The organism is Sphingomonas aerophila, from assembly GCF_014199305.1.
Lineage (GTDB): Bacteria > Pseudomonadota > Alphaproteobacteria > Sphingomonadales > Sphingomonadaceae > Sphingomonas > Sphingomonas aerophila.
This window is the reverse complement of record NZ_JACIJK010000001.1, coordinates 191995-205608: the sequence shown is the minus strand read 5'-3', so window position 1 is coordinate 205608 and position 13614 is coordinate 191995. Positions and strand designations below refer to the sequence as shown.

Sequence of the window (13614 nt, the reverse complement as noted above, 5' to 3'; positions counted from 1 at the left end):
ACGCGTGAGGTTGGATAGCGCCGGCGCCGCGTCAAGCGCCAAGCGGGCCGTCTAGCTGAGACTCACCCGTCCACCGGCGTGACGATCGAGCCGACCGCCAAGTTCCAGTTCGAGCAGGACGAGTTGCACCACCGCGGGCGCCTGTCCCGATTGGCGCACGATCTCATCCACCGAAACTGCTACCGGGCCGAGCAGCGTTGTCACGGCATCGCGGGCGCGATCGTCCGCGTCGGCCGGGGGCGGGCCGCCGAAACGGCTTGCTGGAGAGCGCACGGCCCGCGCATCGATCGGCCGCACCTGTTCCAGCACGTCGGCGGCGGTCTGGATCAGCGTTGCGCCTTCGCGGATCAGGCCGTTGCACCCCTGCGCACGTGGGTCGAGCGGGCTGCCGGGAACAGCCATCACCTCGCGTCCGAATTCGCCCGCCAGCCGCGCCGTGATCAGTGAACCGGACTTGGGCGCCGCTTCCACCACCACCGTGCCGAGCGACAGGCCGGCGATGATGCGGTTGCGATAGGGGAAGTGGCGCGCGCGGGGCTCGGTTCCGGGTGGCATCTCCGCAATCAGCAAGCCACGCTCCGCAACCTCGTCCTGCAGTCGCGCGTTTTCGGGCGGGAACACGATGTCGATGCCGCCCGCGATCACGGCCACCGTGCCGCCAGAGCCCGAGGCGCCCAGCGCGCCCATGTGCGCCGCCGTGTCGATCCCGCGCGCCAGTCCGGACACGACCGCTGCGCCATCGGCCGCCAGCTCCGCGGCAAGGCCCCGTGCGAAACGACAGGCTGCCGCGGACGCGTTTCGCGCTCCCACCATCGCAACCGGCAGTCGCTGCGCCAGCGTCACGTCGCCGCGCACGATCAGCGCGACCGGCGCGTTGTCGAGTTCGCCCAACAGCTGGGGGTAATCCGCATCGTCCGCGAACAGGTGGCGCGCGCCCAGCCGCGTCGCGGCCGCGATCTCACGTTCCGCCTCGGACCGGGGCGGGACGATCGGCGGGCGTCCGCCACCGCGCCGGGCCAGCGTCGGCACCGCTTCGATCGCGGCAGCCGCATCACCAAAGCGCAGCAGCAATTGTCGATAGGTGACAGGGCCGATCCCGGGCGTCCGGATCAGCCGCAGTCGGGCGATCGCCTGCTCGTCCGTGGCGGCGGGCACGGACGCGCGTGCAGGCTCAGCCCCGCCCGACACGACGCCCGCTCACTTGTGCTTGCTGCCGATCCGCGGCTCCGTGCCCGCCAGCAGTCGCTCGATGTTCTCGCCATGCTTCCACAGGACGATCAGCGCGAGCGCCAGCAACAGCAAAACCAGGTCAAACCGGTTCATGAACGCTGCTGCGACCGGCGCACTGACGGCAGCAGCGATACCCGCAACCGAGGAAATGCGGACCAGCGCCAGCAGTGCAAGCCACACCGCCGCGTAAACCAGTCCCGCCGGCCAGTGTAGCGCGAGCACCACGCCCATTAGCGTCGCAACGCCCTTGCCGCCGCGAAAGCGCAGCCAGATGGGGTAACAATGACCAACAAAGGCGCCCGCAGCCGCGAGCACGCCCAGGCCGGGGGCCAGCCATTCGGCCAGCAACACCGCAACGGAGCCTTTGATCAGGTCGAGCAGCAAGGTCGCCGCCGCTAGCCCGCGGCGCCCGGTCCGCAGCACATTGGTCGCGCCGATATTGCCTGATCCGACCTGCCTCAGGTCGCCGGCTCCCGCAAAGCGGGTCAGCAACAGGCCAAACGGGATGGAGCCGAGCAGATACCCGCCCAGCAGCGCAACCGTTGGCGGAACCCAGATGATCTCTGTCTGCAACAAGCCCCCTCGTAGGGGGGCTGCATAGACGAAGCTGTTGCTATCGCCAAATTACCTAGCGCAACCGAATGTACATTTCCGAACTGCGAGCAGCGTGAGTATCAGCAACCTTGATGAACGATCGTCCCCTTCTGTTCTTCGACTCGGGTGTTGGCGGGCTTTCGGTGGTGGCTCCGACCTTGGAGCTGCTGCCGACCGCGCCCGTCGTGTACGCCGCCGACTCTGCCGGCTTTCCCTATGGCACCAAGAGCGAGGCGGAGATTGCCGCGCGCGTACCCGCTCTGCTGGGGCGGCTGGTGGAGCGCTATCGACCTAGGCTGGTGGTGATCGCGTGTAATACTGCGTCCACCATCGCCCTGGCGCATGTCCGTTCCGCGCTGGACGTGCCGGTGGTCGGCACCGTTCCCGCGATCAAGCCGGCGGCGGAGATGAGCAAGACCCGCGTCATCGGCGTGCTGGGGACGGAGGCCACGGTGCGCCAGCCCTATGTCGACGACCTTGCCGCCCGCTTCGCCGCCGACTGCACCGTGTTGCGCTACGGCTCGGCCCGGCTGGTGGAACTGGCCGAAGGTGCCCTGGCAGGGTTTGCTCCGCCCACGGAGGACGTCGCGACCGAACTGGCCGGGTTGCTGAACCAGCCGGGCGGGGAACGGATCGACGTGGTTGTCAACGCCTGCACGCACTTCCCGTTGCTGGAGGCCGACCTGGTCGCGGCTGCGCCGCCAGGGATCAGCTTCGTGGATGGCGGGCCCGGCATCGCGCGGCGTGTTGCCTATCTCACCGCAGGGCAGGACTGGCCCGGGCAGGCGTCGGCTCATCGCCTGGTGTTCACCCGCCTCGGCGATCGCGAGCAACGGATCGCGGGGTTCCTCGCCACGCGCGGCTTTGCGGAACCCGAGCTTCTATAGGCGGTTCGACCCAACCGATAACCGTGAGCGGCCAAATCCGCTGGAAAGGCGCGGGTTTCGGGCGTATGCGCGCGTCCCATGACCATCGAGGCCGCAACCGGTCCGCGAGTCGACTACTCGCGCGTTTTCTCCCAGGCGATCGACCGGCTGCACGCCGAGGGTCGTTATCGCGTGTTCATCGACATCCTGCGCAACAAGGGCGCGTTCCCCAACGCGCGCTGCTTTGCCGGGCATAACGGTCCCAAGCCGATCACCGTCTGGTGCTCCAACGACTATCTCGCCATGGGCCAGCACCCCAAGGTGATCGCCGCGATGGAAGAAGCGCTGCACGACGTGGGCGCGGGTTCGGGCGGCACGCGCAACATTGGCGGCAACACCCACTACCATGTCGACCTGGAGGCGGAGCTCGCCGACCTGCATGGCAAAGACGCGGCCCTGCTGTTCACCAGCGGTTATGTCTCCAACGAAGCGACGCTGGCGACGCTGGCCAAGGTTCTTCCCGGCTGTGTCATCTTTTCGGATGAACTCAACCACGCCTCGATGATCGCAGGCATCCGCAATTCAGGCTGCGAGAAGCGGGTGTGGCGCCACAACGATCTGGCCCATCTCGAAGAACTGCTCGCTGCCGAGGATCCGGCCGTGCCCAAGCTGATCGCGTTCGAAAGCGTATATTCGATGGACGGCGATGTCGCGTCGATCGCCGCGATCTGTGACCTTGCCGACCAGTACAACGCGCTGACCTATTGCGACGAGGTGCACGCGGTCGGGATGTACGGCCCGCGCGGTGGCGGCATTAGCGAGCGGGACGAGGTCGCGGACCGGATCACCATCCTGGAAGGCACGCTGGGCAAGGCGTTCGGCGTCATGGGCGGCTATATCGCCGCAGACCGCACGATCGTGGACGTGATCCGCTCCTACGCGCCGGGCTTCATCTTCACCACCAGCCTGTCGCCCGTGCTGGTAGCGGGCGTATTGGCGAGCGTGCGCCACCTCAAGGCGTCCAGCGTGGAGCGTGATGGCCAGCAGGTTGCAGCCGCACGGCTGAAGTCGATGTTCACCGAGGCGGGGCTGCCCGTCATGGACACGGTGACCCACATCGTGCCGCTGATGGTCGGCGACCCGGTCAAGGCCAAGAAGATCAGCGATATCCTGCTGGCCGAGTATGGCGTGTACGTTCAGCCGATCAACTATCCGACCGTGCCGCGTGGCACCGAACGGCTGCGCTTCACCCCCGGCCCCGCGCATGACGAAGCGATGATGCGCGAACTGACCGATGCCCTGGCAGAGATCTGGAGCCGGCTGGAGCTGAAGAAAGCCGCCTGATCAGACTTATTGCGGCGGCGGGGCAAGCCCGGCCAAAATCGTCAGCACGCCAAGCCCGACGGACAAGGGCACCCGCAATGCAATCCATCCGCGGGGCACCTCACCCGTGCGGAACAAGCGCTGGTCCACCGGCAAGCTCGCGATAACGGCGACGCCAAGCGAGATCAGAGCGGTGCGACCGCTGATCATGTTCATCGCCAACGCCACCGTTAGAAAGAAGGCGACCAGCGACGGCACGACCGAAATCGCGACCAGCACTCCCTGGCCCGGCCCGCGGCGCATGGCGAAAGCCCACCACATGCCGCCAAGGAAGCTGAGGATCACCGCGGCGTAAACAAAGGCGAGCAATTGCCCAAAGCCGTCGCCGCCGCGCCACGCGAACCACAGGGTGGCGAATTGCGGCAGCAGTCCGGCAAAGCCCAGGGTGCGCGCGACCGGGCCGACCTGTCCGGCCTGGCCGTCATTGGTGGGTGGATTTACGTCGGACACATTGCCACAACGTGATCTGCATCAGTCCGATCCACTCGTTACGCCCGCGAACCGGCGAACGGGGTGGCCTAAACGGCGCCCAAGCAGTATGGGCCGGCAAGCCCGACCTTCTCCGCGGTATGGCGCCCACGGGCCCACCGGCGGGGAGCCACCGCCTGTTCGCATGGGGACCCGCATGAGCACTCAGCCCGCCGCCCTCGACGCCGTCCGATCCGACGGTTTCTTCACGCGCAATCTTGCCGAAGCGGATCCCGCCGTGTTCGCCGGAATCGAGCATGAACTCACCCGTGAGCAGACGCAGATCGAGCTGATCGCGTCGGAGAACATCGTCAGCCAGGCGGTGCTCCAGGCGCAGGGGTCGGTGTTCACCAACAAGTATGCCGAGGGGTATCCCGGCAAGCGCTATTACCAGGGATGCGCGCCGTCAGACGAGGTCGAGACGCTGGCGATCGAGCGCGCCAAGCAGTTGTTCGGCTGCGGCTTTGCCAATGTCCAGCCGCACTCGGGCGCGCAGGCGAATGGCGCGGTGATGCTGGCGCTGACCAAGCCGGGCGACACGATCCTGGGCATGAGCCTGGATGCGGGCGGTCACCTGACCCACGGCGCCAAGGCAGCGATGAGCGGCAAGTGGTTCAACGCGATCCAGTATGGCGTGCGTCCCGACACCCACCTGATCGACTATGACCAGGTCGAGGCGCTCGCGACCGAGCACAAGCCGCGCCTGATCATCGCGGGCGGCTCCGCTTACCCCCGCGTCATCGATTTCGCCCGCTTTCGCGCCATCGCGGACAAGGTCGGCGCGCATTTCATGGTCGACATGGCGCACTTTGCGGGCATCGTCGCGGCGGGTCATCACCCAACGCCGTTCGGCCACGCGCACGTCGTCACCACCACCACGCACAAGACCCTGCGCGGGCCTCGCGGCGGCATGGTGATGACCGATGACGAGGCGATCGCGAAAAAGATCAATTCCGCCGTCTTCCCGGGCCTGCAGGGCGGCCCGCTGATGCACGTGATCGCGGCCAAGGCGGTCGCGTTCGGCGAGGCGTTGCGTCCCGACTACAAGAGCTACATTGCCGCCGTGGTGGAAAACGCCAAGGTGCTGGCGGCGACGCTGAAGGAGCGGGGCAGCAACATCGTGTCGGGCGGCACCGACACGCACCTGGCGCTGGTCGACCTGACCCCGCTCGGTGTCACCGGTCGTGATGCGGATGAGGCGCTGGAGCGTGCGGGCATCACCTGCAACAAGAACGGCATCCCCAACGATCCGCTGCCCCCGGTGAAGACCAGCGGCATCCGCGTCGGCTCGCCCGCCGGCACCACTCGTGGGTTTGGCCCCGCCGAGTTCCGGGAGATCGGCCACATGGTCGCCGACGTGCTGGACGGGCTGCGCAATCGCGGCGAGGCCGGGGACCCCAATGCCGAGGCGGACGTTCGGACCCGTGTGCGTGCCCTGTGCGCGCGGTTCCCGATCTACGAAAGGTGATCTCCATGGCAGCGTTCGACGACAAGGCTCGCGAGGTTCAGGACCGGATCCAGGCGCACCCGGGCCTGGGCAAGAAGATGGCGAAGTACAGCGCGATCGGCGCCGTGGTCGCTATCCCTGTGCCGATCGTCGGTCCGATCTTTGGCGCTATTGCCGGCGCTGCCTACGCCTACTCACAACGAAACAAGGGATAGAATGCGCTGCCCATTTTGCGGCCATGACGACAGCCAGGTAAAGGACAGCCGCCCCACGGACGATGGGGCGGCCATCCGCCGCCGCCGACAATGCGAAGGCTGCGCGGCACGTTTCACGACATTCGAACGCATCCAGCTGCGCGAACTGACCGTGGTCAAGGCCGCGGGCGATGGCAGCGGCCTGCGTCGCGAGCCGTTCGAGCGCGACAAGCTGCTCCGATCCATTTCCATAGCGACCCGCAAGCGGCCGATCGAACCAGTGCGGATCGAGAAGCTCGTGTCCGGCATCCAGCGCCAGCTCGAAACCAGTGGCGAGGCGGAAGTGTCCTCCAAGCGCATTGGCGAGCTGGTCATGGATGGGCTCAAGGGCCTCGACTCGGTGGCATATATTCGCTTCGCCAGCGTTTACCGCGACTTCTCCGAAGCGCGCGATTTCGAGGACTTTGCCGGGCAAGTGACCGACGCGGGGCGAGAGTGAGCTTTTGGGCGTACATGCTGCGTTGCGCGGACGGCAGCTACTATGTTGGCCAGACGGACGCGCTGGACAGCCGTGTGGGTCAGCATCAGGCAGGTGAAGCCGAGGGCTACACGCAGGGCCGCCGCCCTGTGGAGCTGGTGTGGTCGCAGGACTTCCCCTCGCGCCTGGAAGCGACCGAGGCGGAACAGCAGCTAAAGGGCTGGAGCCGAGCCAAGAAGGAAGCGCTGATCGCGGGGGATTGGGACCGGATTCGCCAGCTTGCTTCTCGCAAGGTCCTTCGAGACACCGCTTCGGCAGGCTCAGCGACTCCTCAGGACGGACGGGGCGGCGCTGACCCTGACCCGACAAACCTCACAACCGTTCGTGCTGAGGAGGGACTGAGCGCCGGCGAAGGCCCGTCTCGAAGCACAGCCACCACCCCCACGCCACCTCCCGTCATCGTCCTGGTCCGCCCGCAACTCGGCGAAAACATCGGCAAGGCCGCGCGCGCCATGCTTAACTTCGGCCTTGTCGAGATGCGCCTGGTTTCCCCGCGCGACGGCTGGCCCAATCCGCAAGCCGGCCCCGCCGCGTCCGGCGCCGACGTGGTGCTGGAGCGCGCGGCGGTGTTCGACAGCGTGGCCGAGGCCGTCGCCGACTGCGAGCATGTCTACGCTACCACCGTGCGCAAGCGCGGGGTGACAAAGCCGGTGGTGACGCCCGAGGTCGCGGGACAGGCCATCCATGCGGGGCCCGGCCGCAGTGCCATTCTGTTCGGGCCCGAGCGGTCGGGGCTGGAAACGGACGACGTCGCGCTCGCCCGGACAATCCTGACCGTGCCGATCAATCCCGAATTCGGCAGCCTGAATTTGGCCCAGGCAGTGATCCTGGTGGCCTATGAATGGTCCAAGGGGTTGGGCGCCAAGGGTACGCTCGCCAGTCCTCCGACCACCGAGCTCGATCCGCCGGCGCCGCAGCAGGAACTGGAGGGAATGCTGGGCCAGTTGGACGCGATGCTGGTCGCCAACGGCTTCTTCTTTCCGCCCGACCGTACGCCCGCGACAAGGCGCACCGTGCGCACGCTGCTGACCAAGCCGGGCTGGTCGAGCCAGGAAGTTAGGACCCTTCGCGGCATCCTTTCCGCCCTGGACGGGGCGAAGCGCCGCCGCTGAGCATCGGCTCAGCGCTGAAACCAGTGCCGGGTCGCGAAGTAGCCGATGATCACGACTGAGATCAGGACGCAGGACAGCGTGATAACGTCGAACGCCCACGGGGACTCGGCGCCGGGCAGGCCCTTCACGTTCATGCCGTAAAGGCCTGTGATGAAGGTCAGCGGCAGGAACACCATCGCTGCAACGGAAATGATCAGCGACCGGGTATCGAGCTGCTCGGCGCGCAGGTCAGTCAACTGCTCGTGGGTCAACGCCGCGCGCTCGCGTATTGCCTCCAGCTCCTCCGCCATGCGCGCCGCCCGGTCCGCCGCCGCGGACAGGTGCTGGCGGTCGTCGGGGCCGAGCCAGTCGCCAGGCAGCGCGGCGAGCGTCTCCAATGCCGAACGCTGCGGATTGATGAAGCGCTTGAACCCGATCGCTTCGGCGCGGACCCGCGTGACGGTGCGGCGCAGGTCAAAGATCCTGGACAGGTCCAGTTGTTCTTCGCAGGCGTCCAGTTCGTCGCCCAAGTCGGCGACTACCGGGTCCAGATCCGCGGTGATCGCGCTCGCAAAGGCGGTGATCAGGTCGCCCGGATCCCGGATTTCCCCGTCCTGTACCTCTTTCTCGACAGTGGACAATGCGACCAGCGGCCGACGGGTGGCGGAAAAGACATGGCCCTTCACCGCCCAGATCCGGATCGATGCCAGCGGGTCGGACGCCGACAGCTCCATGTCGGACCGCCCGCGCATGTTGAGCAACGCACCCTTGTCGAAGGCTTCGCAGCGGGGGCGCGTTTCAAACGCGGTCAGCGCGTCGACAACGTAGTCGGACAGGTTGGCACGGTCCCGAAACCAGGTCTGCGCACGCTCGTCGGTGGTGGTCAGGTGTACCCAGACGAGCTGCGGTTGCCCTGTCAGGGCCTGGTTCAGGTCGACCCGCTCCGCCCGGCCGTCGTTGATGTGGTAGGCAAAGCCGCTCATGCCATGCTCACGAACAGGGTCAGGCCTGAGCCCGGATTGGCAGGTGCCGGGCCCGCGATCCGTTCCGCGTCGGCGCGGGCACGATCCAGGATCGTGGCCGGCACCGCAGGATCATGGAAGACGCGATCGGCATTGGCGAGCATTCGTGCCTGACGCAGCGTCAGGTCGTCCGGGTCCGCGGAGGTCAGGGTGATACTGATGGCCTTGCCCGCCAGGGAAGCGCCGGGGTCGAAGAGCAATGCGGTGTCGCCCGCATCGTGATCAACGAACGGGTCCAGCGATCCGCCGGCCGCCAGGGCGCCGGCTATGGCGCGGCGCCGCTCCCCCGAATCGGGGAAACGCGCGCGCAGCCTGGGGCGGGCGGCATGAAGCGCCTCTGCCAGTCGCCCGAGCGCCGGGGGCAGCAACGCTTCCAGGCGCTGGCGCAACGCCGCCGCGAGCCCCGCCGACACGCCGTTGGTGCCGATCGCGATCAGCACGGGGGATCGGTCCATGATTGCGGGCAGGGTAAAATCGCAAAGCCCGGGCCGATCGACCGCATTGACCAGCATACCGCGCTTCCGCAGCCGGCCCACCGCCGCGACCGCCTCCGCCTCATCATCCAGCGCCACGATGGCGAGGGCGGCATCAGCCTCCTCGCCGACCACAGCCGCGCCGGCTCGCTCGAGCAGGCGCCGCTTTGCCGCCGCTGCCTCGCCCGTGCCCAGTAGGATCACGGGCCGCCCATGCAGTCGCACGAACAACGGCAGCGCAGGTAGGCTCACCCCTGGACCAGCCAGTCAGGCACGCGCTCCGCGGCCAGGATGGTCTCGGCCGCGATCCGGTCGGCGACGACGGCGAAGCGGTCGCCATCGACCAGCACCTCTGGCACCAGTGCGCGACTGTTATAGGTCGACGCCATGGTCGCCCCGTACGCGCCCGCGGTGCGGAACACGGCAAGATCGCCCGAGGCGAGGCGGTCGATGTCCCGCCCCATCGCGAAGGTGTCGCCGCTTTCGCAGACCGGACCGGCAATGTTGGCCGTCATCCGCTCACCCGACGGCTCGACCGCGACGAAATCGTGCCAGGCATCGTACAGCGCGGGGCGGGCGAGGTCGTTCATCGCCGCATCGACGATGACATAAGGGTGGACGACGCCGGGCTTCACCCATGTCACCCGCGTCAACAGCACGCCCGCATTGCCCGCGATTACACGGCCGGGCTCGAACATCAGCGTCACGTCCCAGTCGCGGGTCACGCGCGCGACCATGGCGCCGTAGTCGGCCGGGCTCGGCAGGTGATCGTCGGGCCGATAGGGCACGCCCACGCCGCCGCCCAGATCGACGCGGCTGACTTTGTGCCCACGCCGCCGCAGCTCGGCAACGAGAGCACCGATACGGCCAAACGCGGCCTCCAGCGGCCCAAGGTCCGCCAGCTGGCTGCCAATGTGACAGGCAACACCCTTCAGATCGAGCCCGGGCAGGCGCGACAGGCGGTCGTACATGTCGGCGGCCAGATCGATCGGCACGCCGAACTTGTTTTCCTTGCGCCCCGTGGAGATCTTGGCGTGGGTGCCGGCATCGACATCTGGGTTGACGCGGATGGTTGCAGGCGCGCGCGTGCCGCGGGAGTGGGCCAGGCGGGCGAGCACCTCTCCCTCCTCCTCCAGCTCCAGGTTGATCTGGCCAATGCCGGCGTCCAGCGCGCGGGCCAGCTCGCCCTCCGTCTTGCCGACACCGGAGAACACGATCGCGCCGGGCGCCATGCCGGCGGCCAAGGCGCGCGCCATCTCCCCGCCGGAAACCACGTCCGCGCCATAGCCCTCCTGAGCGAGAAGGTGCAGCACGGCGAGGTTCGGATTGGCTTTGATCGCAAAGGCGATGTGCTTGTCCGCAACGCCTGACAGCCCCTCGCGAAATACACGCGCGTGACGACGGAAGGTAGCCGCGGAATAGATGTAGACGGGTGTGCCGACCGCTTCGGCGATGGCGGGCAGCGGCACGTCCTCGGCGTGAAGAATGCCGTTCTTGTAGCTGAAGTGATCCATCAGATCCGTGTCATCAATTCGGAGGCAGGTCGAATTCGTCCGACCGGCGCTCCTGTGAGCTCTTGAGCAACTCGTCGCTACGCTGCGGGCGTTGCTGGGTGGTGGGTGTGATCAACTGCGCCGGCGAAGGGGTCGCGGTCGCGCCATAGGGGGCGACGGGCAGCGCCTGCCCCGGTTTGGGGACGACCCCCTTGTTGGCGCCGCACGCCGTCAGCAGCAGCAGCGCGGAGAGCGTCAGGGCAGGCTTCATGCGGCATCTCCCTGCGCCGCGCGGATGGCGGCGCGCACATTGTCGGGCGCGGTGCCGCCAAAGCTGGTGCGGCTGGCAACGGAGGCATCGACGCTGAGCACGTCGAACACACGCGCGTCGATGCGCCGGTCAATCGCGGTCATCTCGTCAAGCGGCAGGGCATCAAGCGTCACGGCCAGCTCCTCCGCGCGCTTCACCACGCGGCCGGTGACATGGTGCGCCTCCCGGAATGGCAGGCCCGCCTCACGCACAAGCCAGTCGGCAAGATCGGTGGCGGTTGCAAAGCCGCTCTCGGCCAGGGCGCGCATCCGGTCGGTGCGGAAGGTGGCGCTTGCCACCATGCCCGTCATCGCCGCGATCGACAGGCCGAGCAGGTCGTGCGCCTCGAACGCCGGCGGCTTGTCGTCCTGCATGTCCTTTGAATAGGCGAGCGGCAGGCCCTTCATGGTGACCATCAGGCTGGTCATACAGCCCAGGATCCGTCCGGCGTGGCCGCGCACCAACTCCGCCGCGTCGGGATTGCGCTTTTGCGGCATGATCGAACTGCCGGTCGACCAGGCATCCGACAGGGCAACAAAGCCGAACGGCTGCGAGGCCCACAGCACGAACTCCTCCGCCAGCCGCGACAGGTGCAGCGAGCATTGCACCGCACTCGTCAGATACTCGATCGCGAAGTCCCGGTCGCTGACACTGTCCAGGGAGTTGCGGGTCGGCCCGTCGAACCCGAGCGCATCGGCGGTCGCGTGGCGGTCAATGGGAAAGCTCGTCCCCGCCAGCGCTGCGGCACCCAGCGGGCACAGGTTCAGCCGCGCGCGCGCATCCCGGAACCGCGACAGGTCGCGCGTCACCATTTCGTGATACGCCATCAGGTGATGGCCGAGCGTCACCGGCTGCGCGGATTGCAGGTGCGTGAAGCCCGGCATCACGTCCGCGGCATGTTGCTCCGCGCGGGCGAGCAGTGCCGCATCCAGCCCCTCCAGCGCGGCCACCACGGCGTCGATCGCGTCGCGCACCCACAGGCGGAAGTCGGTCGCGACCTGGTCATTGCGCGACCGCGCGGTGTGGAGGCGTCCCGCCACTGGCCCGATCGCGTCGGCCAACCGCGCTTCGGTCAGCATATGGATGTCTTCCAGCGTCAGGTCGTCCGCAGGGACGCCATTCGCCTGGTAGTCGGCAGCGACCCGGTCGAGACCGGCGCCGATCGCGGCGGCATCCTCGGCGGACACGATGCCCGTCGCGCCCAGCATCGCGACATGCGCCTTTGACCCGGCGATGTCCTGTCGCCACAGTTGCTTGTCGAAGGGCAAGGATGCATTGATCTCGCGCATCACCGCCGAGGGTCCCTCGGCGAAGCGCCCGCCCCACATCGCGTTGGAGGAAGTCATGCGTGTTTCTGCTTGCCTGGTGCTGGTCGCGGCCCTGATGGCCACGGGGTGCGATAAGCAGTCCGCGCCCACGGAGCAAGCCAACGCCGCTTCCGCCAACAACGCGGACGCTGCCACCTCGCCAACCGCCGGGATCGCGGGTAAGATCGACCGCACGCACATGGGCTCGCCCGCGCCGACGCTCCGCTTTGATGGTCCGGACGGCAAGCCGACGACGCTGGCGGCGTTCGGGGGCAAGCCGGTGCTGCTCAACCTATGGGCAACCTGGTGTGCGCCCTGCGTCAAGGAACTGCCGACCCTCGACGCGCTGGCCGTACGGGAGGCGGGCAAGATCCAGGTTGTGACTCTTAGCCAGGACATGGACCCGGCCAAGGTCGCGCCCTTCTTCGCCGAACGGCAGTTCAAGGCATTGAAGGCCTATACCGATCCCAAGATGGCGTGGGCCACCACCCTGGGCGCGAACCTGCCGACCACCATCCTGTTCGACTCGGCGGGCAAGGAAGTGTGGCGCACGACGGGCGACCTCGACTGGACGGGTCCCGTGGCGACGCAGGCGCTGGCCGAGCTTAGCTGACCTCGCGGGGCAAGCGGACAGCATCGAGCTCCCGCGCGCGGCGCAATCGCAGGCCGATAAACAACACGGTCGGCCAGAACAGCGTGTTGATCACGTCCGCCGTGGTGTCCGCAGGGCGCCACGACCCGTAATGAAGCCTGTCCAGTATCTCGTTGCACGCCTCTGCCGCGACCACGACCAGCAGCGGGATCGGCGTCGACAGCGACCGCCGCGTGATCAGCCGCGCCAGGATCAGCACCGCCATGCCTGCATGAATGTGCAGAACGAAATCGGCCATGCCCGTGCCATCGCCGATCTGCTGGATCATAGAGGCGTAGAGAGCTGGTATGTTCATAGAAATGGATGCCCGACGTGGATTCGAACCACGATTGACGGAGTCAGAGTCCGTAGTCTTGCCGTTAGACGATCGGGCAACAGGGGCGGGCATCTAGGCGGGGCGCTGCGGGCTGTCAACGCTGCGTGATCCTCTAACGGTTTGGGACGCTTGTAGAGCGGTATCACGCGCGCTACGTCGGGGGCAGACACCGGCGGGATTTCCCGTGACGGCAGAACAGAATAGCGAGTGATTCACGGCATGGGGGATGA

Annotated in this window: 16 protein-coding genes and 1 tRNA gene; 7 read left to right on the top strand and 10 right to left on the bottom strand. The window is 67.4% G+C overall.

Annotated features, from left to right (window positions below):
• Positions 1-51: 51 nt before the first annotated feature.
• Positions 52-1188, bottom strand: coding sequence for a DNA-processing protein DprA (gene dprA / locus FHS94_RS01035; RefSeq protein WP_425506150.1), 1137 nt, complete (start codon positions 1186-1188; stop codon positions 52-54).
• 9 nt (positions 1189-1197) lie between these two features.
• Positions 1198-1803, bottom strand: coding sequence for a glycerol-3-phosphate 1-O-acyltransferase PlsY (gene plsY, locus FHS94_RS01030; RefSeq protein WP_184053556.1), 606 nt, complete (start codon positions 1801-1803; stop codon positions 1198-1200).
• Positions 1804-1913: 110 nt separating this feature from the next.
• On the opposite strand from plsY, the gene murI reads away from it, so the two are divergent.
• Together murI and hemA are read left to right on the top strand one after the other, a co-directional pair.
• Complete coding sequence (gene murI / locus FHS94_RS01025) at positions 1914-2711, top strand: glutamate racemase (RefSeq protein WP_246348273.1); 798 nt, start codon at positions 1914-1916, stop codon at positions 2709-2711.
• A 78-nt stretch (positions 2712-2789) separates the two neighbouring features.
• A complete protein-coding gene (gene hemA, locus FHS94_RS01020; RefSeq protein ID WP_184053550.1) occupies positions 2790-4034 on the top strand; it encodes a 5-aminolevulinate synthase in 1245 nt (414 codons plus the stop codon).
• Between the two features lie 6 nt (positions 4035-4040).
• Here the strand turns inward: hemA and FHS94_RS01015 are convergent, their stop codons facing one another.
• The gene (locus FHS94_RS01015) at positions 4041-4523 is read right to left on the bottom strand and encodes a DUF3429 domain-containing protein (RefSeq protein ID WP_343055107.1); all 483 of its coding nucleotides are present in this window, start codon (positions 4521-4523) and stop codon (positions 4041-4043) included.
• A 175-nt stretch (positions 4524-4698) separates the two neighbouring features.
• Between FHS94_RS01015 and glyA the strand changes: the two genes are divergently transcribed.
• The 4 genes from glyA to FHS94_RS00995 are packed head-to-tail and all read left to right on the top strand — an operon-like array spanning position 4699 to position 7832.
• Entirely contained in the window at positions 4699-6009 is a 1311-nt protein-coding gene (gene glyA / locus FHS94_RS01010; RefSeq protein WP_184053546.1) for a serine hydroxymethyltransferase, read from the top strand.
• Between the two features lie 5 nt (positions 6010-6014).
• Entirely contained in the window at positions 6015-6203 is a 189-nt protein-coding gene (locus FHS94_RS01005; protein ID WP_184053543.1) for a hypothetical protein, read from the top strand.
• Position 6204: 1 nt separating this feature from the next.
• A complete protein-coding gene (gene nrdR / locus FHS94_RS01000; protein WP_184053540.1) occupies positions 6205-6681 on the top strand; it encodes a transcriptional regulator NrdR in 477 nt (158 codons plus the stop codon).
• Positions 6678-7832, top strand: coding sequence for a TrmH family RNA methyltransferase (locus FHS94_RS00995; RefSeq protein WP_184053537.1), 1155 nt, complete (start codon positions 6678-6680; stop codon positions 7830-7832). The genes nrdR and FHS94_RS00995 overlap by 4 nt, the downstream gene beginning before the upstream one ends.
• An 8-nt stretch (positions 7833-7840) precedes the next feature.
• Here the strand turns inward: FHS94_RS00995 and FHS94_RS00990 are convergent, their stop codons facing one another.
• Genes FHS94_RS00990 through argH form a run of 5 tightly spaced genes read right to left on the bottom strand, consistent with a single transcriptional unit; the run spans position 7841 to position 12437 of the window.
• Positions 7841-8794, bottom strand: coding sequence for a CorA family divalent cation transporter (locus tag FHS94_RS00990; protein ID WP_184053534.1), 954 nt, complete (start codon positions 8792-8794; stop codon positions 7841-7843).
• Positions 8791-9558, bottom strand: a complete 768-nt coding sequence (locus FHS94_RS00985) for an NAD(P)-dependent oxidoreductase (protein WP_184053531.1) — start codon at positions 9556-9558, stop codon at positions 8791-8793. The genes FHS94_RS00990 and FHS94_RS00985 overlap by 4 nt, the downstream gene beginning before the upstream one ends.
• A complete protein-coding gene (gene lysA / locus FHS94_RS00980; protein WP_184053528.1) occupies positions 9555-10820 on the bottom strand; it encodes a diaminopimelate decarboxylase in 1266 nt (421 codons plus the stop codon). Before lysA ends, FHS94_RS00985 begins: the two co-directional genes overlap by 4 nt.
• A 13-nt stretch (positions 10821-10833) precedes the next feature.
• Positions 10834-11070 (bottom strand): hypothetical protein, encoded by a 237-nt coding sequence (locus FHS94_RS00975; protein WP_184053525.1) that lies wholly within the window; start codon positions 11068-11070, stop codon positions 10834-10836.
• The gene (argH, locus tag FHS94_RS00970) at positions 11067-12437 is read right to left on the bottom strand and encodes an argininosuccinate lyase (protein ID WP_184054388.1); all 1371 of its coding nucleotides are present in this window, start codon (positions 12435-12437) and stop codon (positions 11067-11069) included. Before argH ends, FHS94_RS00975 begins: the two co-directional genes overlap by 4 nt.
• 16 nt (positions 12438-12453) lie before the next feature.
• On the opposite strand from argH, the gene FHS94_RS00965 reads away from it, so the two are divergent.
• On the top strand, positions 12454-13029 hold the full coding sequence (locus FHS94_RS00965; RefSeq protein WP_184053522.1) for a TlpA family protein disulfide reductase: 576 nt from the start codon (positions 12454-12456) through the stop codon (positions 13027-13029).
• Here the strand turns inward: FHS94_RS00965 and FHS94_RS00960 are convergent.
• Together FHS94_RS00960 and FHS94_RS00955 are read right to left on the bottom strand one after the other, a co-directional pair.
• Positions 13022-13363: a hypothetical protein gene (locus FHS94_RS00960; RefSeq protein WP_184053519.1), complete on the bottom strand. Its 342-nt coding sequence runs from the start codon at positions 13361-13363 to the stop codon at positions 13022-13024. The genes FHS94_RS00965 and FHS94_RS00960 overlap by 8 nt on opposite strands.
• A gap of 5 nt (positions 13364-13368) precedes the next feature.
• Positions 13369-13442, bottom strand: a tRNA-Gln gene (locus FHS94_RS00955).
• Positions 13443-13614: the final 172 nt, after the last annotated feature.

Excerpts from the sequence above, each read along its gene's own strand:
- hemA (WP_184053550.1), top strand. The coding sequence starts at position 2,790 with ATGACCATCGAGGCCGCAACCGGTCCGCGAGTCGACTACTCGCGCGTT.
- glyA (WP_184053546.1), top strand. The coding sequence starts at position 4,699 with ATGAGCACTCAGCCCGCCGCCCTCGACGCCGTCCGATCCGACGGTTTC.
- FHS94_RS01005 (WP_184053543.1), top strand. The coding sequence starts at position 6,015 with ATGGCAGCGTTCGACGACAAGGCTCGCGAGGTTCAGGACCGGATCCAG.
- nrdR (WP_184053540.1), top strand. The coding sequence starts at position 6,205 with ATGCGCTGCCCATTTTGCGGCCATGACGACAGCCAGGTAAAGGACAGC.
- FHS94_RS00990 (WP_184053534.1), bottom strand. The coding sequence starts at position 8,794 with ATGAGCGGCTTTGCCTACCACATCAACGACGGCCGGGCGGAGCGGGTC.
- lysA (WP_184053528.1), bottom strand. The coding sequence starts at position 10,820 with ATGGATCACTTCAGCTACAAGAACGGCATTCTTCACGCCGAGGACGTG.
- FHS94_RS00975 (WP_184053525.1), bottom strand. The coding sequence starts at position 11,070 with ATGAAGCCTGCCCTGACGCTCTCCGCGCTGCTGCTGCTGACGGCGTGC.
- argH (WP_184054388.1), bottom strand. The coding sequence starts at position 12,437 with ATGTGGGGCGGGCGCTTCGCCGAGGGACCCTCGGCGGTGATGCGCGAG.
- FHS94_RS00965 (WP_184053522.1), top strand. The coding sequence starts at position 12,454 with ATGCGTGTTTCTGCTTGCCTGGTGCTGGTCGCGGCCCTGATGGCCACG.
- FHS94_RS00960 (WP_184053519.1), bottom strand. The coding sequence starts at position 13,363 with ATGAACATACCAGCTCTCTACGCCTCTATGATCCAGCAGATCGGCGAT.